Raw genomic sequence first — 23,495 nt, 5'->3', positions numbered from 1 at the left:
AATCAGGCCTCTGTATCGGTATCCGGTGTCGCCGAGCCTGAATCATCACCCGATGGCTTGTTACTGTCATCGGCTGGCGAATCTGGCTGCTCTGCAGCAGGCAACGGCGTAGCGTCCGCCTCAACGGCATCAATCTCCGCATCAACATCGGCATCGCTTTCCACCACTCGACGTACGCCGGACAAGCTGCTGCCGTCATCGACACTGATCAACGTGACACCCTGTGTCGCACGGCCCATTTCCCGCACTTCCGAGACTCGGGTACGAACCAGGACGCCACCGGTGGTGATCAGCATGATTTCGTCTGATGGATTCACCAGGACAGCACCCACGACCTTGCCGTTGCGGGCACTGGTCTGGATGGCGATCATACCCTTGGTGCCACGGCCGTGGCGCGTATATTCCGAAATAGAGGTACGCTTGCCGTAACCGTTTTCGGTTGCAGTAAGCACGCTTTGCGACTCGTCACCGGCCACCAACAGCGAAATAACCTGCTGATCGCCGTCCAGATTCATGCCGCGCACACCACGTGCGGTGCGGCCCATTGGACGCACGTCATTTTCGTCAAAGCGCACAGCCTTGCCCGCGTCGGAGAACAGCATGACGTCGTGTTCGCCGTCAGTCAGGTCGGCACCGATCAGATAATCGCCTTCGTCCAGCGCCACAGCGATAATGCCTGCCTTGCGCGGATTGGAAAAATCGGACAGCGGGGTTTTCTTGACTGTGCCGCGCGACGTTGCCATGAACACAAAGCTGGTGTCGGAAAATTCACGCACCGGCAGGACAACCGTGATTTTTTCCCCGTCTATCAACGGGAACATATTGACGATCGGGCGTCCGCGGGAACCGCGTGTGCCTTGAGGCACTTCCCAGACCTTGAGCCAATACACCCGGCCGCGATCGGAGAAACACAACAGAAAATCGTGAGTGTTGGCGATAAACAACTGATCGATCCAGTCGTCTTCTTTCATGGCCGTCGCCTGCTTGCCACGACCGCCCCGCTTCTGGGCGCGGTATTCGGACAAGGGCTGGCTTTTGATATAACCGCTATTGGATAGCGTAACCACCATGTCGGCAGGCGTTATCAGGTCTTCCGTATCCAGCTCGGTCGCGTTCATGACCATTTCGGAGCGCCGTACATCTTTGGCGTTAGTGGAAAACTCGGCCTTGATGGCAACCAGCTCGTCGGAAATAATCGAGGTAATGCGGTCGGGTTTGGCCAGGATATCCAGCAAATCAGCAATGGTGTCCATGATGCCACGGTATTCATTGACGATCTTGTCCTGCTCCAGCCCGGTCAGGCGTTGCAGACGCATATTCAGGATTTCCTGCGCCTGGATGTCGCTTAAACGATACAGTCCATCACTCTGCAGCCCGAAAATATCGGCCAGAGTTTCCGGACGATAGGCAGCACTGCCACCCAGCACGCTGCCATCGTCTGCCCGCAGCAGCAATTCACGCACCAGCGAAGAATCCCAGTTGCGCGCCATCAGTTCCTGTCTGGCGACTGGCGGCGTGGGTGCACCCTTGATGATCGCGATGAATTCGTCGATATTGGCCAGCGCAACGGCCAGACCTTCCAGCAAGTGCCCGCGCTCGCGCGCCTTGCGCAATTGAAATACCGTACGACGCGTGACCACTTCCCGGCGGTGGCTGAGGAAGTACTCGACCATCTGCTTCAGGTTAAGCAGTCGCGGCTGCCCTTCGACCAACGCAACCATGTTGATACCGAAGGTGTCTTGCAGTTGCGTGTGTTTGAACAGATTATTCAGAATGACTTCAGGGACTTCGCCGCGCTTCAGTTCAATGACCAGACGCATGCCGTCCTTGTCAGACTCATCGCGAATATCGGAGATACCGTCGATTTTCTTTTCATTGACCAGCTCTGCAATGCGTTCCTGCAGCGTCTTTTTATTGACCTGGTATGGCAGCTCGTCAACGATAATGGACTGACGGTTACCCTTTTCCATGTCTTCGAAATGGGTTTTGGCCCGCATCACGACACGGCCACGTCCTGTACGGTAGCCTTCGCGTACCCCGGTCATGCCGTAGATAATGCCGCCGGTAGGAAAATCGGGAGCAGGAATCAGTTCGATCAACTCCTCCAGGGTGCAGCCCGGGTTGCGCAGGCAATACAGACACCCGTCGATGACTTCGCTCAGATTGTGCGGAGGTATATTAGTTGCCATACCGACGGCGATACCCGAACTGCCGTTGATCAGCAGATTCGGTACGCGCGAAGGCAGCAACAGCGGCTCCTGCTCGCTGCCATCGTAGTTCGGGCCAAAATCGACCGTTTCCTGATCGATATCGGCCAGCAGCTCGTGCGCAATTTTGGCCAGTCGGATTTCGGTATAACGCATGGCGGCAGCACTGTCGCCGTCAACCGAGCCGAAGTTACCCTGCCCGTCTACCAGCATATAACGCAGGGAAAAATCCTGCGCCATACGTACGATGGTGCCATATACCGCCTGGTCGCCGTGGGGGTGATACTTACCGATAACGTCCCCGACAATACGAGCGGATTTCTTGTAGGCCCGATTCCAGTCGTTGTTCAACTCGTGCATGGCAAACAACACCCGGCGGTGCACAGGTTTTAGCCCGTCCCTGACATCGGGAAGCGCCCGGCCGACAATTACGCTCATGGCGTAATCCAGATAGCTTCGGCGCATTTCCTCTTCTAGCGATATTGGCAGGGTTTCCCTGGCAAAAGAATCCATAGTACTCATAACTTATTTTGATTTGATACAACGTCAGAAAATCCGGCAGGCGTTTTCCGGTCTCGCACGCGGGGCGAATCCGTCATTCTATCATTGTTACAGCCTATTCAGCGCACCAGAACATGCGTAATGTGAACATTTATGAGCACTTTGTACATTTGAGACTTTACTTTAAGTATTGGGCTTTAATTTTTCATTTCTTTCAGGTGCTTGCTTCGTACAACGGGCGTTTGCAGCAAATTTGAAACACGGTTTGTGGTTGAAATCCAACAAATTTGGTGCATAAGAGACAATATTGGAAAGTTCCCTTAAAAATGTAGGACTTAGTCTCGGCAAAGACTTCAAAAATCGCTTAAGATTGAACCACGAACAAGGGAAAACTAGTGCAACCCTTTGAATCCATATCCAAGCGTTGCTATACTGACCCTGAATTTCAATCTGCGGCGGGTTTCGCTGCGAGTCAACTTTTAGCTATCAAGCTCAACGAGGAGAAACATGAACAAACCCTCTAAATTCGCATTGGCATTCGCCGTTGTTGCAGCCGCAACGTCAGGTGTAGCATCAGCGCAAACCGTCGATAACTGGGTTAATCCATACGGTCTGGTCTGGATGAACGGCACGAATGAACACTGCTGGCGCGACAATTTCTGGACACCCGCAACCGCAGCTCAAGGTTGTGGCGCTCCTCAAGCAGAAGTCGTTGCCAACAAAGTAACCTTCAACGCTGATACATTCTTCGACTTCGACAAAGCAACACTTAAACCAGAAGGCCGTAACATTCTGGATCAAGTTGCCCAGCAAGTTACTCAATTGAACCTGGAATCTTTGATCGCTACTGGTCATACCGATTCTGTTGGTACCAATGTTTACAACCAGAAACTGTCTGAGCGCCGTGCTGCTTCAGTCAAGAACTACCTGATTTCCCGTGGTGTTCCTGCTGACCAGATCATTGCTTCCGGCCGTGGCGAAACACAACCAGTTGCCTCAAACACAACTCGCGAAGGCCGTGCTAAAAACCGTCGCGTAGAGATCGAAATCGTAGGTACACGGCGCTAATCCAGCGTCTCCTGCAAAAAGGCTCCTAGTAGCAGTAAAAAGGGCTCCTGTAAGGAGCCTTTTTTACGTCTGGCGATTGATCCCGGTGTGCTGTCTGGGCCGACTGCCGCGGCTTGCCGCCCCATCCATCGCCAGTGGTGTAAAATGCAACTATCACTCTCATACACACACGGTATCACTTTTCACCACTGCCTATGTCACAGACCAGCACGCCCTCTTCCCTGCCCGTCAATGCCAGTCAGGCCGAACTGGATAAATTTGGCGATCTTGCGGCAAAGTGGTGGGACCCCACCAGTGAGTTCAAGCCCTTGCATGCCATCAACCCAGTGCGCCTGGAATGGATCTCGTCCCTGGCCGGCGGCCTGGATGGCAAGACAATCATTGATGTCGGCTGCGGCGGCGGTATACTTGCCGAAAGCATGGCTGCCAGCGGCGCATCGGTTACCGGTATAGATCTGGCGCAAAAGTCCCTGAACGTAGCTCGCCTGCACGGTCTGGAAAGCGGCGTGCAAGTGGAATACCGAAACATCAGTGCAGAGCAGATCGCCAGCGAGCGGCCCGAACAGTACGATATCGTGACCTGCATGGAAATGCTTGAGCATGTGCCTGACCCGGGCTCCATTGTCCGCGCCTGCGCCACCCTGGCCAAACCGGGCGGACTGGTATTTTTTTCCACGCTGAATCGCAATTTCAAATCTTTTCTGTTCGCCATCGTTGGCGCCGAGTACGTGCTTAATCTGCTGCCACGCAATACGCATACCCATAGCAGCTTTATTCGCCCAAGCGAGCTGGCGACCAGCGCCCGCGCAGCGGGACTGGAACCCATGTCCATGAAAGGCATGCAATATAACCCCATTACCGATATCTACTCCCTGAGCAACGACACATCGGTCAACTATCTGATGGCGACCTACAAATGATCACCACTGTGCTTTTTGACTTTGACGGTACGCTGGCCGACAGCGCCCCTGACCTGGCACACGCTGCAAATCTGCAACGTCAGTATCGGGGAATGCCACCACTACCCTACGAGATGCTGCGCTGTGTCGCATCCCAGGGGGCGCGCGGACTGTTGCGGGTGGCATTGGCGCTTACCCCGGACGACGAAGACTACGAACCGACGCGCTTGCGATTTCTCGAGGACTACCGCGCCTGCATGACACGCAACACCACGCTTTTTCCGGGTATTGAGCAGTTATTCAGCAAGCTGGAAGAGTCAGGCCTGCGCTGGGGTATCGTAACCAACAAGGCCGAAGCGCTGTCGCTGCCCATGTTCGATTATCTGCAACTGACCGAACGCAGCGCAGCCAATGTCTGCGGCGATACGCTTGCCTATTCCAAACCGCACCCGGCGCCGCTGCTGCACGCTGCAAAACTGGCCGGCGTTGCGCCCGAAACCTGTATCTATGTGGGTGATGATGAACGTGATATCATCGCAGGCAAGGCAGCTGGCATGCCTACCGTTGCTGCCGCTTATGGCTATTGCGTTGATGCCAATGAAGTAAAGGCCTGGGATGCGGACGAAATTGCACTCCTGCCTGAAGATGTATGGGATGCCGTCGTAAAAATCAAAGAACAGGCAAGTATAGGAAAATCATGAAACTGAGCGCGTTTACACGGGCCACGGTGATTGCCACGGCCGGATTACTGCTAACGGCCTGCGCTTCGTTCGGCAATGGCGGCGCGGACAATCCGGGCGGTGGCATTGCCGTTGACACCAGCGGGCTTCCAGTGACACAGCGTAGTGTGACCACGCCAAGCAACTGGAACGAACTGATCGGGCAGATTCGCGCCTCCGATACGCAAAATCTGGGCATCCAGGTCAACCGCGTGCGCGATGGCAGCCTGCGCGTGATTTTACCCGGAGGAACGACCTTTCGTGGCGGCAGCGCGCGCCTGAACAACAAGATGAAACCGGTGCTCAACGCGGTGGCAGGCGCATTCACCCAGTCGCCCTACTTGCGTATCAAGGTAGTCGGACATTCAGACTCTCAAGGTGACTCGGTTACCAATCAGACACTCTCGATCACTCGGGCCACCGCCGTGGCCAATTATCTGATTCAACGCAATGTGAAAAGTGTGCTGATCGAGCTCGAAGGCCGGGGGTCAATTGACCCGCTGATGAGCAACACCACTGCGCAGGGACGCGCCGTAAACCGGCGGGTTGAGCTTTATCTTTACGAAATCCGCTAGAGAACAGGTATCCGGCATGAAGGGGATGCACTCCCTATAATGGAGCAGATTCTAATGCACCGCTTCGCCATGACAGGCAACCGCCAGTAATGACACGCACATTAGCCACGCAATGAAAAAGGGAGCCGAAGCTCCCTTTTTTATCCGTTCTGTTGCCAAGTGGATAAAGCTCCTAGCTAGCCAATATTAGGCTGCTAATGCGTAACTTTCGTCATTTGCATTTAAAGGTTTTGCTTGATTTACGGTCATCGCCTACCGGCTGCCGATCTTCCTATCTTTTCCTGTCGAAACCATGGCGTCCCCATCAGCAGCATACTTGAATCCGCCTTGCGGATGCAGCAGCAAATACACTGTTGGTGGAGACGGCGGGAGTCGAACCCGCGTCCAGAAAACATTCAGTCAACCAGATATACAGCTTAGATTACATAATACCACAAACTATGGGCAATTCACAATACTACAACCACTAGAAAAGCTATTGCATTTCAACAGGTTACTCCTGATCATCCTGCAACAGTCGGCGCCAGCCATCGACACCCAGCTCCTGGACCACCGCGACATTGCGCTGGAAAATCACACTGGCATCCGGGTACTGCTCCGCCGCCTTATCCAGGCTGTCTTCGCGCAACAGATGCAAAATGGGATATGGTGCGCGGTTGGTATAGTTGCTCAGATCGTCTGGCTCGGTATTGGCGAACTGGTAAAAAGGATGAAAACTGGCAAGCTGTATTTCACCGACCAGTTCCAGTTCATCGAGCACCGCTTCGGCAATATCCAGATAGTCGTTAAAGTCACTGAACTGCTCGAACATACAGGGCACCACCAGCAGTGTCGTGTCTGTCTGCTGCGCCGGCGTGCTCGCCAGCAACTGTAATTCCTCATAAAGCTGCGCCGTTAGCGCGTGTCTGTCCTGCGCCTGGCAAATGGCAATCCGCACCTGGTCTTTCACATAGACGCTTTTGGCGAAAGGACAAAGATTGAGGCCAATAACTGCTCTTTCAAGCCAGCGGCGCACACGATTTTCGATCTGGCTGATGTCGTTCATATATAAAAAAATTCCGAGGGTGTCGTCAAAAGCGCAGGCTGGAGAGCAATCTGACGGGATAGTAGCCCCATTTACCTTGCAGTTGCACTTGAGGCCGCCCAAGGTTGCTTAACTTGCTAAAATAGCCGGTTTACTTGGCATTATTCCGGGCAATGGCATCCGGGGCACCTACTCATGACAGATACTAGCACAAACGCGCTTTTCATTATTACCAGCGCCACCAACGCGCCTTATGCGGGCAGCGCAGACCAGCAGCAAACCGGTCACCCGGCCGGCAACGGCGCATCGGGCGAGCTCGCGCATGGTAACAGCCAGGCACAAGCCGGCGGTCAGTCAGCGCAGCGCTATGACAATCTGCTGGCTACAATCGCCAGCATCAATACCCACGCACCCGGCTCGCGCATCGCACTCGTGGAGTATTCTGCCTATCCCTTGTCTCAGCCACAGCATGATGCATTGATTGAGCAGGTGGACTATCTCATGAGTTACGCCGGCAATGAACAGATTCAGGCCTTTGACCACAATCTGGGCAGCAATCAGGCGATTGCCGCCTTCAGTGAACTGACCTGCCTGCAATGGTTTCTGCAAGTCGGGCAACACCACGAGCTGTACAAACCGTTCAAAAGAGTATTCAAAATGTCGCCCGGTGTGCAACTGACGTCAGCGCTGACCGATACCGTGCACTTTGCCGACAGAGCCCAGGGGCGCTACGTGTTTCCCAACGCCACACTGGCCGCCAATGCCGACGGTGCGCTGGCCTTGCAGTTTGCCAATAACTACTGGAGCATGGATACGACGCTGGTGCCGTCTTTTATTGCTTTATTGCAGGAAATGCTCGAGTCCATGCAGGCGCTGAACCAGCAGGGCCAGGCGGTCTGTGTCGAGAGCATGCTGTACAAATTTATTGACGCGAGCAAGATTTTCTACGATCTGAAACCAGCTATTGCAGGTCCTGCATCAAGATAGAATATGACCATCTTTGCCGCCTTCGCATAGCGCGTCCACAGTTGCATCAACGCCCTGCTGCCAGCTGGGCAACGACAGGCCAAGGGCACCGCTCAGCTTACCGGTGTCCAACCTGCTATTCAAAGGCCGTCGCGCAGGGCTGCCGTATTCCAGCGCACTTACCGGTACGACGCGATCGAGTGCCAGATCCAGCCCATTGGCCCGCATGCGTGCAAAAATATGGCAGGCATAATCAAACCAACTGGTCTGTCCGCTGGCGGCCAAATGATATAAACCATCTTCAATTGCCGCCGGATGGCTACGATATTTATCAATTGCCGCCGCAGTAATATCGGCGATCAGGCATGCGCTGGTCGGCGCGCCAATCTGATCGTTTACCACGCGCAAGCAATGACGACGCATGGCCAGTTGCATCATCTGCTGCAGAAAGCCCCTGCCCTGGCGGCCATATACCCAACTGGTGCGAAAGATCAGGTGCCTGCAGCCACTGTGCATGATGGCCTGGTCTGCAGCCAGTTTGCTACGTCCGTAAATATTGATCGGCCTGGCCACATCAGCTTCGATCCAGGGCCGCGTTCCCATGCCGTCAAAAACGTAATCAGTGGAATAATGAACCAACAGGGCGCCGCATTGGGCCGCTGCCCGCGCCAATGCAGCAGGCGCTTGGGCGTTGACGACCATGGCGGTGGCCTGATTTTGCTCGGCCTCATCTACGGCTGTGTAGGCAGCGGCATTCACAATCACATCCGGCGAGAAGGCAAGCGTGCGCTCGAACAACAGCGCCGGGTCCAGCAAATCCGCCTGCCACGGTCCATGCGGGCTGGCCACCTCGAGCGGCACTGCGGTCAGGCCGGCCCCGTGCTGTGGCCTGCCTGGCGCGATAACCTGTCCCAGCGGCGCCAGCGCAGATTGCAGCGCCTGTCCCACCTGGCCGGTTTTGCCGAAAAGCACAATTTTCATTGTACGGTCACCATTTCACCCACCTATCGTATTGTCCTTTGCTCGCACTGGCAGGTGCCTGCGCCGTTGTACCTGCTGCTAGCCGTGCGAAGACACGCCAGCAGGCTGCGTTAGCACGGTGCGAGCGCGACATGCGCCGCGGCTGCCACATCTCATTCCGGATCATTGAACAATTTGCCAGTATGGCGCCGGAAAAAACCACTCACATCATCCACAATCAGGAACACTGCCGGAATCACCAGCAGGCTCAGAAACGTGGAGGTAATCAGGCCCCCCAGCACAGCGATGGCCATCGGTGAACGAAATGCAGGATCCGCAGCGCCCCAGCCGACCGCCAGTGGAACCATGCCGGCGCCCATGGCAAGGGTGGTCATTAAGATCGGCCGCGCCCGTTTGTGGCAAGCGTCGGTAAGTGCCTCCAGGCGCGTCATGCCCTTCTCTTTGATCGCCAGAATGGCATATTCGACCAGCAGAATCGAGTTCTTTGTCGCGATACCCATGAGCATGATCAGGCCGATCAGCGACGGCATGGAAAAGCTCTTGTCAGCCAGCAGCAGGCCCACGAACGCACCGCCCAACGATAGCGGCAACGCGGCCAGGATGGTCAAGGGCTGAAGAAACTGTTTGAAAAGCAGCACCAGGACAATATAAATGCAGACAATCCCAATGACAATCGCCAGCCCAAAACTCTGGAACAATTCTTCCATGACCTCTGCATCGCCAATATCGATGACTGACACGCTGGCGGGCAACGATTTCATGGCAGGCAATTGCCTGACCTGCTTGACCACATCACCCAACGCAATGCCCGAAAGTTCAATTTCAAATGTGATATTACGGGCCCGATCATAGCGATTGATGACCGCCGGACCACCACCCAGGCGTACATCGGCCACGCTGCTTAACGGCACCGGCCCGTTTGCGCCGGGCACGCGTAAATTCTCGATGAAATCCAGGTCTTTGATTGCCCATTTTTCAAGCGCAACGACAATCGGAATCTGGCGCTGATCCAGATTGAGTTTGGACAATGCCACTTCGAAGTCGCCAGCCGTGGCAACACGCAGGGTATCGGCCATCGCAGCACTGGTGACACCCAGTTGCGCCGCATCATCGAAACGCGGATGCACTTCTATTTCCGGGCGTATGAGGCTGGCCGACGAAGAGATATTGCCCAGGCCCGCTATGGACCGCAATTGCCGTCCGACCTGTAGCGCCGTCTGCATCAGAACATCAGGCTGCTCGCTTGAGAGCACCAGCATATATTTCTCGCCAGAGCCGCCCAGCCCCACTTTGAGACGCACACCCGGAACGACTTCAAGGCGCCGGCGAATATCCGCCTCAATCTCCTGCTTGACCGCTCGTTCGTTGCGCGGCTGCAGCAGCACGGTCAGCGTGGCCTTGCGCTCTTCCTGGGTCTGGCCGCCGGCAAACGGGTCGCCTCCGGCAGCCCCGCCCCCGATACTGGTATACACCGACCGCACCGACGGATTCTCCATGACCAGTTGACGCACCCGCTCGGCCGTCTTCTCGGTTTGCGCCAATGGCGTGCCCGGCTGCATTTCCACATAGACCTGTGTCTGGGACAGATCATCAGCAGGCATGAAGCCCGTAGGCAGCAGCGGAATAACAACGATCGAACCGACAAAGAACAGACCAGCAATAAATACGGTAACCCATCGATGGCGCAGCGAGCGATCCACCCACTTCATATAAAGCCTCATCCATGCCGGATCTTTGGGCACCTGTTTCTTGCCTTTCAAAATGTAGGCACACATCATGGGTGTGAGCATACGGGCAACAACCAGGGAGGCAAAGACGGCCATGGCGGCCGTCCAGCCAAATTGCTTGAAGAATTTGCCGGCAATACCGCTCATAAAAGCCGTAGGCAAAAACACGGCAATCAGAGTAAAGGTGGTGGCCACGACGGCAAGGCCAATTTCATCGGCCGCCTCCATCGCGGCACGATAGGGAGACTTGCCCGACTGAAGGTGTCGCACGATATTCTCGACCTCAACAATCGCGTCATCCACCAGAATACCAACCACCAAGGACAAGGCCAGCAGCGTGACGCCATTGATCGTAAAGCCAAAGAAATACATGCCGACAAATGCCGGTATGATGGACAAGGGCAAAGCGACGGCCGATACCAGGGTCGCCCTGATATCGCGCAAAAACAGCCAGACGGCTAGCACCGCCAGCAGCGCCCCCTCATACAGCATAGTCATGGCCCCGTCATATTCAGACTGGACCGGCTCCACCATATCGAATGCAGTGCGGAAGGTCAGATCGGGATACTGGGCCTTGATCTGTTCCAGCGCCTGCATCACGCCCCGTCCGACATCCACCTCGCCTGCCCCGCGACTGCGTGCCACTTCGAACGCCACGACTGGCTTGCCATCCAGGAACGCGGCGGTGGTCGGGTCGGCAAAACTGTCGCGGACAGTGGCCACTTCGCCCAATGTAATGACTTTGCCGTTGCTCAGGGGAATGCGCAAATCGTCAAGCTCTGCCGCGCTTTTGACGGCGCCCAGCGTGCGAATGGGCTGCTTCTGAAGTCCCAGCTCGGCCTTGCCCCCCGACTGCTCCTGCTGCACAGATTTAAGCTGCCGGGAGACATCGGCAACCGTCGCTCCCAACCCCTGCAACAGTACCGGATCCATATCTACGCGAACCTGCCGATCGCGCCCGCCAACCCGGCTGACCTTGCCAACACCAGAGACAGTGAGCAGCTTGCGGGCAATGGTATTGTCTACCAGCCAGGACACATCCGTCACATCACGGCGTGTGGAGCTGACGGTAAATGCCAGGATCGGCTGCTGCGCCAAATCCAATTTGGTTACGATGGGTTCCTCGGTGTTGGCAGGCAAATCATTGCGCACCGATGCAACCGACGAACGCACATCATCAACCGCCTCCTGTATCGGTTTTTCCAGTTCAAACTGCGCAGTAATCGTAGCGACGCCGTCCTGCAAGGTGCTAAAGACATGATCTATGCCCTGCACCGTTGCCAGGTTATCCTCGATCTTGCGAGCAACATCATTCTCCAGTTGACTCGGCGTCGCCCCTTCCAGGACGGTCGTGACCACCACGGTGGGCAGATCGATATCGGGAAAATTCTGGATTCGCATGGCATGGAACGAATACAGCCCCATCAGCGTCAGCAGCACGAACAACATGCATGCGGGCAAGGGATTTTTTATTGACCATGCAGAAACGTTCATGTTCAGTTCCCAGCGGGACTGGCTTTGGGTGCAGGCTGGGAAGCCGGTGTACTGTCCGGCGCTGCTTGGCGAATCTGGCCTGCGGCAGGCTGCGGCGCTGCCGCTTCGACCACCCGCACCGTATCCTGATCATTCAGAAACGCCGCGCCTTGCGTCACAACCCGGTCCCCTTCGCGCAGGCCTGCAATCACCTCTATCGTATTGTTGGCAGCGCCACCGATTTGCACCTTGGTTTGTGCGACCTTGTTGTCGTCCCCAAGCACAAAGACAAAATTGAATCCGTCGCGCAGCACAAGCGCCTGACGCGCCACGGTCAACCCCTGTTTGGGGGGCAACTCGAAGCGACCGCGCAGAAACATGCCCGCCCGCAATTGCGGATCGGATGCCAGATCAACATAAACGATGCCCTGGCGCGTCTGCTCATCCAGCGTGGGCCCGATCTGCCTCACCCGACCCGCTACCTTTCTGTCGTTTGGCAAAACAACCTGCACCGGCATCCCTTCGCTGACCTGCATGAGATTGCGCATACCCAGTTGCGCCTGCCACTCCAGGCGATTGTCGACAACCAGATGAAAAATTTCCTGACCAGGATTGACTACGGCTCCGATGACTGCGTTGCGCACCGAGATGACGCCATCGGAGGGCGCCAGCAATTTCGTATAGGAGCTGCGTTGTGTCTGGGTTTGCAGTGCCGCCCTGGCCGCAGAGACGTCAGCCAGGGCATTTTTTTCACCCGACAGGGCCTGATCCACTTCGGATTGACTGATGGCGCCGCTGCCTCGGATTTTTCGGATACGGTCCGCATTGCGCTTGGCCGTATCCAGCGAAGCCTCGGCCTGCCGCAAGCGCGCCTGAGCCTGGGTCAGATCGCCGCGACTGGAGGTATCTTCAAACTCGGCCAGCATCTGCCCGGCTTTTACCCTGTCACCCACGTCGGCATACAGGGCTTTGAGGCGGAGACCGTTGGTCTGGGCGCTGACGCTGGCATCATGCCAGGCGCGAATATTGCCAGTGGCGCCGAAACCTGGGGTGATCTGTGTGGAATTGACTGTCTGGACCGTCACAGTCAGCGAGGGGCGTGAGGAAGGCTCCTGGGCGCCAGCCACGTCCGGAGAAAAGGCAATCAACATAGCTACGATGAATGCACACTGCATCAGCTTCATAAACGGAATCAGCACGGGTATCTGCCTGCTCGATTGCAAAAACAGACATATCGTACGGGTAAATGCGATATGTCTGTCTGCGCGAGTTGTGAGTCGTTGTAACCGAATGCGCCGAAAAATTACTTCTGTTTTGCCAGATCCGCCACGATGTTGGCCGCTTCCTTGATAGCAATATCCAGGCTTTCTTTGCGTTTTTTCTCATCCGCCAGCTCCTGGGTCAGGTTGCCTTCCCCTGCTGCCAGGCCATCATCAAGGCGGAATGAATTAACATCGGATTCACCCAGTTTTTTACGCCGCTCTTCAAACTGCGACTGCTCCATGGACATTTTTTCGCGCTCTTCCAGACGCGTGGCATAACGCAGTGAAATAACTTTCTTATCGGACGTCTTGCGGGCGTATGCCAGTTCGTCAAGCAACAGCTTCCAGCTATCCGATTGCTGCGTACGCTGCTCGTGCATGGTTTTGAGCGGTCCGATTTTTTCTGCAAGCGAATCGTATCCGCTGTACTTGGTCGGGGCAATCTTGCTCCATGGCATGGCGTTCTCATAGCTGGACTCGCCCAGTTCAGTCGGGTCAAAGGCCGATGGGAACACGATATCGGGCACGACACCCTTTTCCTGCGTGGAGCTGCCGTTGACACGGAAGAATTTCTGGATGGTCCATTTGAGCGAACCGAGCTCCTCGCCTTCATGGCGGCGCAGGAATTCATCCAGACCGCGAATAGTCTGTACCGAACCTTTACCCCACGTCGGATCGCCAATCACGACACCACGGCCATAATCCTGGATCACGGCGGCAAAAATTTCCGATGCAGAGGCCGAAATGCGATTGACCATGACCCCTACCGGTTTGTTCCAAACGAGTTTGCCCGTCGCACTGCGAACATTGGAAGTGGTTCCCTCGGCAGTGCTAACCTGGACAATCGGATTGGGACCACCCAGGAACAGACCACTCAGGTTGGCCGCTTCGCTCAGCGAGCCGCCACCGTTGTTGCGCAGATCAAGCAGAACGCCATCCACACCTTCCTTGTCAAGCTTTTCAAGAATCACCCGGACATCGCGGGTCAGACTTTTGTAATTGCTTTCGCCACGCGCTTTCGCATCAAAATCTTCATAGAAACTGGGGATCGTGATGATGCCGACTTTGCGCTTGTCCCCATTGGAACCCGCCTCAAAGATACGATAACGGGCAGCCTGATCTTCCATCGTTACTTTCTGGCGAACGATGGAAACGGTGGTGTGCTTGCCTTCCATGCCCCTTTCGGCCGGAATGATCTCGATGCGCACGGTTGTACCGCGTTTGCCGCGAATCAGCTTGACGATGTCGTCCAGGCGCCAGTCGACCACATCTTCCATGGGGCCCGACTCGCCCTGGCCAACGGCCACAATGCGATCACCCGGATTGAGTTTGCCGGATTTGGCTGCCGGGCCGCCCGGCACCACTTCACGAATCTGTCCGTATTCATCACGCTTTTGCAAGACAGCGCCGATACCATCAACCGACAGACTGATCTGTACATCGAAATTTTTCGCAGAGCTGGGGCTGTAATAGGACGTATGTGGATCGGTGCTGTTTCCGTACGCATTCAGGAACATCTCGGCAACGTCTTCGCCGTTCATGCGCATGATCTGGTTACGATTGTTTATATAGCGCTTTTTGAGTTTCTCGACAATCACGCTGTCTTTGCTACCCGCCAGTTTCAAACGCAGATAATCGTTCTTGATCCGCTTGCGCCACAAATCGTTAATCTGCTCTTCAGAGGTTGACCATTCGGCCTTCTTGCGATCCAGGTCGAAGGATTCTTCAACGTCAAAATCAAAAGGCTTGTCCAGCAAGGCCAGGGCATGATCGAAGCGCTGCTCGACACGATCGCGATATTTCTCAAACATGGCAAACGCTGGCGCTAGACGACCGGTCATCAGCATGGTGTGAATGTTCTGGCGCACCGGCTCGAACTCGTCGATGTCCGACTTGAGCAAATACAGCTTTGCCGGATCCATCATTTTGAGATATTCCTTGAATACCGCATGCGACATGTTTTCGTCCAGCGGCTTCTTGTCATACTCAAAGCGCGTCAGGATATTGGCCACGATAATCGCAGCCTTGGCCTGATCCACTGTTGGTTCCAGCGCTTTTTTCTCCGGCTTCTTCTGCGAGACCGGCGCTTTAGAAGCATCGGCCGAAGGGCTGCTGTTTTGAACCAGCAGCTGATGCTGCGTGGATTGCGACTGCTCAAGCCGTTCGATACGGTTCAGCGCTTCTGAGTCGGCATATACACAGGCCGAGGTAGCCAGAAGTGCCAGAGCCGTTGCCAATACTTTCAACTTCATACAATGCAATCTCAACGAGTGAATAGGATTATGGATACTGATTCTAACGAACTGCGGTCAATTTTACCCATGTTTTCCGCCAAACACATGAAATCACAAACAAAATGGCACATACGTTAGAATTTGACTTCAATCCATTACACGATTTGATCATCCTCAGGAGCCGTATTCATGCCTATCAGCCGCTCGCGCCGTTCTCACTCTCGCTCACTGCAGCGGCTCACTGTCTTATTGACAATTGGCATTCCGGGCGCCGCGCTCGCACAAAGCGGCGGCGATTTTGCTGCATGTATGCAAAAGCTGCAGCCACAGGCAGCCCGCGCCGGCATTTCCGCGCAATCCTTTGCTCAATTTACCCAAGGCGTCGCACCGGATATGAGCATTCTGGAAAAGCTCGACTACCAGCCGGAATTTCGCCAGCCGATTTGGGACTATCTGGCTGGCCTGGTCGATGAACAACGGGTTAGTGAGGGCAAAAACAACCTGGCCCGCCATGCCGATGTATTGCGGCGTGTCTCAGCACAGTACGGTGTGGACCCCGCAACCGTCGTAGCGGTCTGGGGTGTGGAAAGCAACTTCGGGCAGACGCAGGGTAAATATCCGCTGGTGCAGGCGCTAGGCACGCTCAGCTGTTATGGACGCAGGCAGGCCTATTTTCAGAAAGAATTTTTTGCAACGCTTCGCATTCTGCAATCAGGCGATATCCAGCCACAACGCCTGGTCGGTTCCTGGGCGGGTGCTTTCGGACACACGCAATTTATGCCTTCTACGTTCGAGCGACTGGCCGTGGACTTTGACGGTGACGGGCGCCGCGACCTGATGGACAACTCCGCCGATGCGCTGGCATCCACCGCCAACTTTCTTGCCAAGGGCGGCTGGCAGACCGGACAGCCCTGGGGATTCGAAGTGCGCCTGCCTGCCGGCATGAACACAGCGGGTGAAGGTCGACGCAATAAAAAATCCGTCTCGACATGGGCGGCGCGGGGTGTCACGACGATAGACGGCCAACCGCTGGATGCGCGTGTTTCAGGCAACCAGAAAGCGGGCTTGCTGACGCCAGCGGGCGCTGCCGGACCAGCATTCCTGGTATTTCGCAATTTCGATGTGATTTATGGCTACAACGCTGCCGAAAGCTACGCCCTGGCCATTGCGCATTTGAGTGATCGGCTGCGCGGCGCAGGCCCCTTTGTCACCGCCTGGCCTACTGATGATCCTGGCCTGTCACGAGCCGACCGGGTAACGCTGCAAAAAGCCTTGCTCAGCCGTGGCTACGATATCGGCGAACCCGACGGCCTGATTGGCAGCAAGACGCGCGAGGCCATCAAAACAGAGCAAAGCAAGCTTGGGCTGACGCCGGACGGACGCGCCGGGCAGAAAATCCTGCGTGCGCTGCAATAAAAGCTTGCACAGGAAAAAAAATCCTGATATAGTTTCATGCTTCATTCAATTGCACTGCAACCATGCCAGATTTTTTGGAAACAGTGCGGGTTTGAATGAAACCTCATTTTTATGAGGTGAAAGCTGTGAGAATGGCTCTTTAGCTCAGTCGGTTAGAGCGACGGAATCATAATCCGCAGGTCCCCCGTTCGAATCGGGGAAGAGCCACCATTTACACAGTTTTAAAATCTGGTTATATCAAACATTTAAGCCGCCTTGCTCGCGGCTTTTTTGTTGTCTGCTACAAATCCAACTACTTGCGGAGACTAAAGGTAGCTGTATTTTCGAGGTAGCTGCATTTGCGTGGGCGATAACCACTTATCCAGCCGAACCGAGCCGACCAAACCAGCATAGGCTTTCCAGCCCTTTGGCACAACCACACCTGAAATATGCAGCCCCTCATTGAACAAGTACCACCAACGCAAGCGCCTATTGATCTTTTGCTGCTGGCCGACCCATCCGAGCAGAAGATTCGCTCGTATCTTCCCCACTCGCAGTGCTTTGTCGCTTCCCGCGACGGAATGGTGATCGGCGCATGCCTGGTACAGCCGATGGGGGTCGCATGCTGCGAAATCATGAGTATCGCCGTGCATCCGGATCACCAGAAAACAGGTACGGGCACGTTGCTGCTTAAGTGGATCATCGATTTTTATCGGCGATCTGGTGCGCTACGATTGGAGGTGGGAACCGGATCATTCGGCTACCAGCTCGCCTTTTACCAAAAACAGGGTTTTCGGGTAACCGGCATTGAACGGAATTTTTTCATCGACAACTACGATGAACCCATCGTCGAAGACGGCATCCGGCTGTATGACATGCTACGCCTGACGCGGCGGCTGGACCAGGATAATGACCAGACGACGACCATTTCCTGATCCCAGGGCCAACTCACCGTTTCACCGCATTGAACGCTAATGGTTGCCGTATCTGCTGTATAGTGAGCAATTAAGCTGGGAGACAGCGATGGCATTTGAAAAATGGGCTGTACGTAAAGGCGATGCATTAGGCGTGGTCTACGAAGCTTACCGGGTGGGCAAACAGCTATCACTTGTGAAATACTACATGAACAGCCACCGGGATGGATTCGTTCTGGTCAAGGAAAACGCGTATGAAAAATTCGGACCAGAACGTCTGGATGCGCTTTTTGACGAGTGCTGGAACAGTCCGAAGGATTTCTATCAGATTGATGAAGACGGCGTAACCAAGGTCGGCAGACGCGCACCCTACTTCGGTTGACGGCCTGTATCTCAACCGGTGTCCGACGCCTACCCCTGCTCGATCGGAAACACAATTGTGATTCTGAGCCCGGGCCGGCGGTCCTCAAACGTCAGGGTTCCCTCATGCATGGTCACAATGGCCATAACGCTTTTGAGCCCGAGCCCAAAGCCGGTGGCATTGGGATCCAGTTGGTAGAAGTGTTTGCCCACATTGCCATATTCTCTGGCTGGAATCCCCGGACCGTCATCTTCTATCCGAATCGACAACTGCCCCTGCTCGCCCTGTAAACTGACCCAGACATGTTGGCTGGTATATTTCAGTGCATTATCCACCAGATTGGCCAGCATGCTGGCCAGCAGGTCTGCATCCCCCTGGATATGGCAGTCGCCCTGGACATTCAGTGACAACTGATGATGCCGGTCTTCGGCGAAGGCGCTGTAAAGGTCAATGACGTCATCGGCGATTGCGGAAAAATCACAGATGCGAAAGCGTTGCCGATGCACACCGGCTTCAATCTCGGAGATCTGCAGTAGCTTCTCAAACAGCTGATTCAGGTTTTCAATTTCCTGAACGGCAAAATGCGTGGCCTGCATCACTTCCTGCGCAGAATGACCGGGCCGCTGCACCGTGCGTAACCGGCTGATAATGCGCGTCAGGGGCGTGCGCAGATTATGCGCAATCGTATCGGACACATGACGAACGCCCTTCATGAGTGCCTCGATACGGTCCAGCATTGAGTTGATTTCGTAGCTCAGATGGTAAAACTCATCGTGGATTTCAGACAGTGGTATACGGGAAGACAGTTGACCACTGCTGATTTGCGTGGCTGTCTTGTGAATGCTGCTGACCCGGTAATCGAGTTCGCGCCTGAAAATGAATGTACCCACAATCACCAGCATCAGGGCAACAAACAGCGTGACCAGGCAGGCCTGTCCGATCAATGCGATGGTTCTGTTGGTCTCGGCCAGGTCCACACCGACCACCAGCGTGCTGCCATCATCCAGCATCGACACCTTGAACCTGCCGCTAAGCGCGACTCCCTCGTTGCTCACATCAGCTTCCGCGATCTCTGACAGCCGCGAGACCGGAGCAGCATCCAGGTTGCCGATCACCTTTTCACCAGTCTGATTAAGCAAAAGATACAATCCCTTGTCAGAATCGACATCATCGGACAGGGTAAAGGCCAGTGAACGGATCAACCGATCAGACCCGCCCGCTTCAAAATCGGTCACCAGCCGATGGGTCGTCGAAGCGATTTGCCGCTGCAATTGGGAATGCAACGCACCTACCACCTGCAAATAAATAAATGCCATCAGGACCAAGATGGAAAAGATGGCCAGCATTCCGTAATTGAATGTCAGCCGAAAGGAAATCGAATTCCATGTCCGGTCCAGAAAACGGACGAATTGACCAATCACTGCGCGATATCCTGCCCGGTCGTCTGCCCTTGATCCGCGAGGACGTAGCCCTCGCCCCATACCGTGTGAATCAGCTGGGTTTGAAAGCCTGTGTCGATCTTGCGTCGCAGGCGACTGATCTGAACATCAATCACATTCGATTGCGGATCAAAACGATAGTCCCACACCGTTTCAAGCAGCATGGTGCGGGTCACGACATTGCCCGCATTTTGCATCATGTGGACAAGCAGACGATATTCCCGGGGCTGCAGGTTGATGAGTTTGCCGCCACGTTCCACCTTCCGGCTGATCAGATCCAACTTGAGATCGCCAACCCGCAGTTGCTTGACAGTATCGTCGCTGCCGGCACGCCGGATCAGCGCCTCGATCCGGGCGATCAGCTCGGAAAAGGCAAAGGGTTTGGTCAGATAATCGTCGCCGCCCGATTTCAGACCACGAACGCGCTCATCCACGCCTGACAAGGCGCTAAGCACCAGCACCGGCGTCTTATTGCCCAGCGCGCGCAGCGTGGAAAGAATGGACAGGCCATCAATATTGCCGGGCAGCATCCGGTCCAGGATGATAATGTCCCATTGCTGCTCACTGGCGCGTCGCATGCCGTCTGCGCCATTGCCGCAGACCACAGCATCGTGCCGCAACTCATTCAGGCCATTGGCAATATATCGTGCGTTTTCATAATCGTCCTCAATGACCAAGCAGTGCCACATGAGCGTCCCCCCGTTCCTATGCATTTTGTCGGCTTTGCACCGCCACCTGAGCATCATACAATTTCATGCCGGCACGCGTGCCGTACCGACCAGAATTCCAATATACATTTTTATTCAAATGCAATCATGACAAAACGGTAATGTTTTCGTCATCCACTGCAAGACTTTTGTCTCTATACAATCTTCTGTCTATACACCTGCAATTTTAGTGGAGACTTAAAAGGTAAATTATGCAGATAAAAAATCAACAGGACTTCTGGTCCGGCCTGATGTTTGTGGCCATCGGCCTGGGCTTCGTTATATTTTCATACAGCTATGACATGGGCACACCAAGCCGCATGGGTCCAGGCTATTTCCCTTTCTGGCTGGCCATCTGTATGGCATTGCTGGGCGCGATTGTTACCGTCAATTCCCTGCGCGGCAAGCCGGCCGAGGACAGCGCCGTCGGCCATTTCGACTGGGATATTCTATTTCTGATTATTGGCAGTATCAGCCTGTACGGCATTATGCTGGATCACCTGGGGCTGTACATTGCCACTCCACTGCTGGTCATTTTTTGCAGCCTGGCCAGTCATGAATTCAGCCTGACAATTGCTGTGGGCAATGCCATCTTCCTGACCGTGTTTGCCTGGCTGGCCTTCGTCAAAGGCCTGGGTCTGATATTCCCGCTTTGGCCTGAACCCATTGCCGAATGGAGCACCCTGGCGCAGATCACGATCCCGCTGGGTATCGTGATTGCAGTTGTCATGCTGATACGTCGGATCAAAGGAAAATAATCATGCTGGACTTATTACAACATCTGGCCCTGGGGTTTTCGGTCGCTTTTACGCCTGAAAACCTGGCCTATGCCCTGCTCGGATGTATTCTGGGCACCCTGATCGGCGTTTTGCCCGGTATCGGCCCTGTACCCACGATTGCCATGCTGCTGCCGTTAACCTACATTCTGCCGCCGACCGCCGGCCTGATCATGCTTGCCGGTATTTACTACGGTGCACAATATGGCGGCTCGACAACGGCTATTCTGGTAGCCCTGCCTGGCGAGACCTCAGCGGTGGTTACCGTACTGGACGGCCACCAAATGGCCAAGAACGGTCGGGCCGGCGCTGCGCTGGCAATCGCTGCGATGGGTTCGTTCTTCGCAGGCTGTTTTGCGACCCTGTTGCTGGCCGCCTTTGCGCCACCACTGGCCGAGGTTGCCTTCAAGTTCGGGCCGGCCGAGTATTTCTCGCTCATGGTACTGGGTCTTGTCGGCGCCGTGGTACTGGCCTCTGGCTCCCTGCCCAAAGCGATCTGCATGATTCTGCTGGGTCTGCTGCTCGGTATGGTAGGGACCGATGTCAACTCAGGCGTGGCCCGCTTTGACTTCGGCATTCCCGAACTGCAAGATGGCATTGACTTTGCCGTGGTTGCCATGGGTGTTTTCGGTCTGGCCGAAATCATGAACAACCTGGCGCAGAAAGAAAACCGGGTAGATATTACAGACAAGATTGGTGCGCTGTATCCGAACCGGCAGGAATTGCGTGAAGCAGCACCGGCGTGTATCCGCGGCACCCTGCTTGGATCTGCGCTGGGTATTTTGCCCGGTGGCGGCGCCGTATTGTCGTCCTTTGCCTCTTATACGCTGGAAAAGAAAATATCCAGGGAGCCACATCGTTTCGGCAAAGGCCATCCTGCCGGCCTGGCGGGACCTGAGTCGGCCAATAATGCCGCTGCGCAGACGTCCTTCATCCCATTGCTAACGCTGGGTATCCCCGGCAATGCCGTGATGGCATTGATGGTAGGTGCAATGACCATCCACAACATTCAGCCAGGACCGCAGGTTATGTCCAGCCATCCGGAACTGTTCTGGGGTCTGATTGCGTCCATGTGGATCGGCAACTTGATGTTGGTGATTCTGAACCTGCCGCTGATCGGCCTGTGGGTCAAGCTGTTGAAAGTCCCCTACCGTGTCCTGTTCCCGGCTATTGTCCTGTTCTGCACTATCGGAGTGTACTCGCTGAACTATAACGTGTTTGATATTTACATCATGGCCATTTTCGGTATCGTGGGCTATGTGTGGAGCAAACTCAAATGTGAAGGTGCCCCGCTACTGCTCGGATTGGTGCTGGGTCCGATGATGGAAGAGAATTTCCGTCGCGCCCTGCTGTTGTCCCGCGGCGAATTCAGTACGTTCGTCACTCGCCCTCTGTCCATGTCATTGCTTATCCTGGCCGCTGCGCTGGTGGTGCTGGTCGCACTGCCCTCGATTCGCAAGAAACGCGAAGAGACCTTCGTCGAAGAAGAGTAAACTGCAGTTGCTGGCTGACCGCGCCTTGCGGTTCGCCTGACTGCAGACAACAACCGCCCTGTGCCGCTACCGGTACGGGGCGTTTTTTTATGGACGCGGATCGCACGGTATACTTTGCAGACTAGCCCCTGTTTGTATCGTTCCTTCTTTCACAGGAATTTCCCTATGAGTATGCTCAGTGACGTATTTCAAATGCAGCAAACCTTCGGCGAGGCCTTTTTGCGCAGCACGGCCATTTACTGGGGTATTTATCTGCTGTTCAGGTTCGGCGGGCGGCGTAACATCGGCTCACTGGGCTTTGCCGATATCGTCGTTGTGATGCTGGTATCGGAAGCCGTCGGCAATGGGCTGTCCGGATCTTCAGATACGGTCACAGATGGCCTGATAGTGGCCGCCGGTATTGTTCTGTGGTCATTCCTGGTTGACCGTCTGGGATATTTCTTTCCAGCAGTAAGCCGTGTGCTTTCACCTGACCAGCTGTTGCTTGTCAAGGACGGTATCCTGCAACTGAAAAATATGCGCCGCGAATATGTCACCCGCGCCGAATTGCTGGAGCAGCTACGCATTAACGGGATTGATGAGTTGATGCAGGTCAAACGCGCGTTTCTGGAAGCCAATGGCGAAATCAGCGTCATCAAGGTGGACAAGCATAACAGCGCTGGCGGTACAGGCAGCGCCAGTGCGCAACCCGAAGCCGGTCAGCACGCCACAATCGCAGCGACCCGGACCTGGGACGATAGCGACCAATAGCCGGCGAAATCGACCTTCCTGCGC

18 protein-coding genes, 1 tRNA gene, 1 other RNA gene and 1 pseudogene are annotated in these 23,495 nt (G+C 55.1%); 12 read left to right on the top strand and 9 right to left on the bottom strand.

The genetic code is table 11. The annotated features are described in order from the left end of the window. Positions 1–2: 2 nt before the first annotated feature. Positions 3–2,720, bottom strand: coding sequence for a DNA gyrase subunit A (gene gyrA, locus EV681_RS09265; protein WP_130304056.1), 2,718 nt, complete (start codon positions 2,718–2,720; stop codon positions 3–5). A gap of 495 nt (positions 2,721–3,215) precedes the next feature. On the opposite strand from gyrA, the gene ompA reads away from it, so the two are divergent. The 4 genes from ompA (at position 3,216) to EV681_RS09245 (ending at position 5,969) form a co-directional block, all read left to right on the top strand. After that, a complete protein-coding gene (gene ompA, locus EV681_RS09260; protein ID WP_128394380.1) occupies positions 3,216–3,776 on the top strand; it encodes an outer membrane protein OmpA in 561 nt (186 codons plus the stop codon). A gap of 194 nt (positions 3,777–3,970) precedes the next feature. Beyond that, on the top strand, positions 3,971–4,696 hold the full coding sequence (gene ubiG / locus EV681_RS09255) for a bifunctional 2-polyprenyl-6-hydroxyphenol methylase/3-demethylubiquinol 3-O-methyltransferase UbiG (protein ID WP_130303785.1): 726 nt from the start codon (positions 3,971–3,973) through the stop codon (positions 4,694–4,696). Next, positions 4,693–5,376 carry an HAD-IA family hydrolase gene (locus EV681_RS09250; RefSeq protein WP_130303784.1) on the top strand — a complete coding sequence of 228 codons (684 nt, stop codon included), beginning with the start codon at positions 4,693–4,695 and terminating at the stop codon, positions 5,374–5,376. Before ubiG ends, EV681_RS09250 begins: the two co-directional genes overlap by 4 nt. Further along, entirely contained in the window at positions 5,373–5,969 is a 597-nt protein-coding gene (locus EV681_RS09245) for an OmpA family protein (protein ID WP_165392985.1), read from the top strand. Before EV681_RS09250 ends, EV681_RS09245 begins: the two co-directional genes overlap by 4 nt. Before the next feature lie 113 nt (positions 5,970–6,082). Here the strand turns inward: EV681_RS09245 and ssrA are convergent. After that, positions 6,083–6,436, bottom strand: a transfer-messenger RNA (tmRNA) gene (gene ssrA, locus EV681_RS09240). A gap of 26 nt (positions 6,437–6,462) precedes the next feature. After that, on the bottom strand, positions 6,463–7,014 hold the full coding sequence (locus EV681_RS09235; protein ID WP_128394384.1) for a DUF1415 domain-containing protein: 552 nt from the start codon (positions 7,012–7,014) through the stop codon (positions 6,463–6,465). 174 nt (positions 7,015–7,188) lie between these two features. Between EV681_RS09235 and EV681_RS09230 the strand changes: the two genes are divergently transcribed. After that, positions 7,189–7,980: a hypothetical protein gene (locus tag EV681_RS09230; protein WP_130303782.1), complete on the top strand. Its 792-nt coding sequence runs from the start codon at positions 7,189–7,191 to the stop codon at positions 7,978–7,980. Here the strand turns inward: EV681_RS09230 and rfbD are convergent. From rfbD to EV681_RS09210, 4 genes are all read right to left on the bottom strand, one after another. Next, positions 7,972–8,940 carry a dTDP-4-dehydrorhamnose reductase gene (rfbD, locus tag EV681_RS09225; protein WP_130303781.1) on the bottom strand — a complete coding sequence of 323 codons (969 nt, stop codon included), beginning with the start codon at positions 8,938–8,940 and terminating at the stop codon, positions 7,972–7,974. The two genes, EV681_RS09230 and rfbD, sit on opposite strands and share 9 nt — an antisense overlap. Positions 8,941–9,092: 152 nt before the next feature. Beyond that, positions 9,093–12,161: an efflux RND transporter permease subunit gene (locus EV681_RS09220; RefSeq protein ID WP_130303780.1), complete on the bottom strand. Its 3,069-nt coding sequence runs from the start codon at positions 12,159–12,161 to the stop codon at positions 9,093–9,095. Between the two features lie 2 nt (positions 12,162–12,163). Then, complete coding sequence (locus EV681_RS09215; protein WP_130303779.1) at positions 12,164–13,339, bottom strand: efflux RND transporter periplasmic adaptor subunit; 1,176 nt, start codon at positions 13,337–13,339, stop codon at positions 12,164–12,166. 104 nt (positions 13,340–13,443) lie between these two features. After that, complete coding sequence (locus EV681_RS09210) at positions 13,444–15,654, bottom strand: carboxy terminal-processing peptidase (protein WP_130303778.1); 2,211 nt, start codon at positions 15,652–15,654, stop codon at positions 13,444–13,446. 171 nt (positions 15,655–15,825) lie between these two features. Between EV681_RS09210 and EV681_RS09205 the strand changes: the two genes are divergently transcribed. The 4 genes from EV681_RS09205 (at position 15,826) to EV681_RS09190 (ending at position 18,327) form a co-directional block, all read left to right on the top strand. Next, positions 15,826–17,052, top strand: coding sequence for a lytic murein transglycosylase (locus EV681_RS09205; protein WP_130303777.1), 1,227 nt, complete (start codon positions 15,826–15,828; stop codon positions 17,050–17,052). Between the two features lie 133 nt (positions 17,053–17,185). Beyond that, positions 17,186–17,262, top strand: a tRNA-Met gene (locus EV681_RS09200). Positions 17,263–17,480: 218 nt separating this feature from the next. After that, positions 17,481–17,966, top strand: coding sequence for a GNAT family N-acetyltransferase (locus tag EV681_RS09195; protein WP_207227022.1), 486 nt, complete (start codon positions 17,481–17,483; stop codon positions 17,964–17,966). A gap of 88 nt (positions 17,967–18,054) precedes the next feature. After that, entirely contained in the window at positions 18,055–18,327 is a 273-nt protein-coding gene (locus tag EV681_RS09190) for a hypothetical protein (RefSeq protein WP_128394398.1), read from the top strand. Between the two features lie 29 nt (positions 18,328–18,356). Here EV681_RS09190 and EV681_RS09185 read toward each other — a convergent pair whose 3' ends face one another. Both EV681_RS09185 and EV681_RS09180 read right to left on the bottom strand, forming a co-directional pair. Then, complete coding sequence (locus tag EV681_RS09185; protein ID WP_242612179.1) at positions 18,357–19,727, bottom strand: sensor histidine kinase; 1,371 nt, start codon at positions 19,725–19,727, stop codon at positions 18,357–18,359. Next, the gene (locus EV681_RS09180; RefSeq protein WP_128394400.1) at positions 19,724–20,434 is read right to left on the bottom strand and encodes a response regulator transcription factor; all 711 of its coding nucleotides are present in this window, start codon (positions 20,432–20,434) and stop codon (positions 19,724–19,726) included. Before EV681_RS09180 ends, EV681_RS09185 begins: the two co-directional genes overlap by 4 nt. Before the next feature lie 230 nt (positions 20,435–20,664). Between EV681_RS09180 and EV681_RS09175 the strand changes: the two are divergent. From EV681_RS09175 to EV681_RS09165, 3 genes and pseudogenes are all read left to right on the top strand, one after another. Next, positions 20,665–21,111: pseudogene (locus tag EV681_RS09175) on the top strand (tripartite tricarboxylate transporter TctB family protein); the annotation flags it as partial. A 104-nt stretch (positions 21,112–21,215) separates the two neighbouring features. After that, positions 21,216–22,721, top strand: coding sequence for a tripartite tricarboxylate transporter permease (locus EV681_RS09170; protein WP_128394580.1), 1,506 nt, complete (start codon positions 21,216–21,218; stop codon positions 22,719–22,721). A gap of 165 nt (positions 22,722–22,886) precedes the next feature. Further along, on the top strand, positions 22,887–23,471 hold the full coding sequence (locus EV681_RS09165) for a DUF421 domain-containing protein (RefSeq protein WP_130303776.1): 585 nt from the start codon (positions 22,887–22,889) through the stop codon (positions 23,469–23,471). The last annotated feature ends 24 nt before the right edge of the window (positions 23,472–23,495 follow it).

The organism is Advenella incenata (genome assembly GCF_004217095.1).
Classification (GTDB): Bacteria; Pseudomonadota; Gammaproteobacteria; order Burkholderiales; family Burkholderiaceae_B; genus Advenella; species Advenella incenata.
Note: the sequence above shows the minus strand (reverse complement) of the source record. Positions and strands in the feature narration are given on the sequence as shown.

What these genes read in the sequence shown, in the direction of transcription:
- gyrA (WP_130304056.1), bottom strand. Translation starts at nt 2,720, where the DNA reads ATGGATTCTTTTGCCAGGGAAACCCTGCCAATATCGCTAGAAGAGGAA.
- ompA (WP_128394380.1), top strand. Translation starts at nt 3,216, where the DNA reads ATGAACAAACCCTCTAAATTCGCATTGGCATTCGCCGTTGTTGCAGCC.
- ubiG (WP_130303785.1), top strand. Translation starts at nt 3,971, where the DNA reads ATGTCACAGACCAGCACGCCCTCTTCCCTGCCCGTCAATGCCAGTCAG.
- EV681_RS09250 (WP_130303784.1), top strand. Translation starts at nt 4,693, where the DNA reads ATGATCACCACTGTGCTTTTTGACTTTGACGGTACGCTGGCCGACAGC.
- EV681_RS09245 (WP_165392985.1), top strand. Translation starts at nt 5,373, where the DNA reads ATGAAACTGAGCGCGTTTACACGGGCCACGGTGATTGCCACGGCCGGA.
- EV681_RS09235 (WP_128394384.1), bottom strand. Translation starts at nt 7,014, where the DNA reads ATGAACGACATCAGCCAGATCGAAAATCGTGTGCGCCGCTGGCTTGAA.
- EV681_RS09230 (WP_130303782.1), top strand. Translation starts at nt 7,189, where the DNA reads ATGACAGATACTAGCACAAACGCGCTTTTCATTATTACCAGCGCCACC.
- rfbD (WP_130303781.1), bottom strand. Translation starts at nt 8,940, where the DNA reads ATGAAAATTGTGCTTTTCGGCAAAACCGGCCAGGTGGGACAGGCGCTG.
- EV681_RS09220 (WP_130303780.1), bottom strand. Translation starts at nt 12,161, where the DNA reads ATGAACGTTTCTGCATGGTCAATAAAAAATCCCTTGCCCGCATGCATG.
- EV681_RS09210 (WP_130303778.1), bottom strand. Translation starts at nt 15,654, where the DNA reads ATGAAGTTGAAAGTATTGGCAACGGCTCTGGCACTTCTGGCTACCTCG.
- EV681_RS09205 (WP_130303777.1), top strand. Translation starts at nt 15,826, where the DNA reads ATGCCTATCAGCCGCTCGCGCCGTTCTCACTCTCGCTCACTGCAGCGG.
- EV681_RS09195 (WP_207227022.1), top strand. Translation starts at nt 17,481, where the DNA reads ATGCAGCCCCTCATTGAACAAGTACCACCAACGCAAGCGCCTATTGAT.
- EV681_RS09190 (WP_128394398.1), top strand. Translation starts at nt 18,055, where the DNA reads ATGGCATTTGAAAAATGGGCTGTACGTAAAGGCGATGCATTAGGCGTG.
- EV681_RS09180 (WP_128394400.1), bottom strand. Translation starts at nt 20,434, where the DNA reads ATGTGGCACTGCTTGGTCATTGAGGACGATTATGAAAACGCACGATAT.
- EV681_RS09165 (WP_130303776.1), top strand. Translation starts at nt 22,887, where the DNA reads ATGAGTATGCTCAGTGACGTATTTCAAATGCAGCAAACCTTCGGCGAG.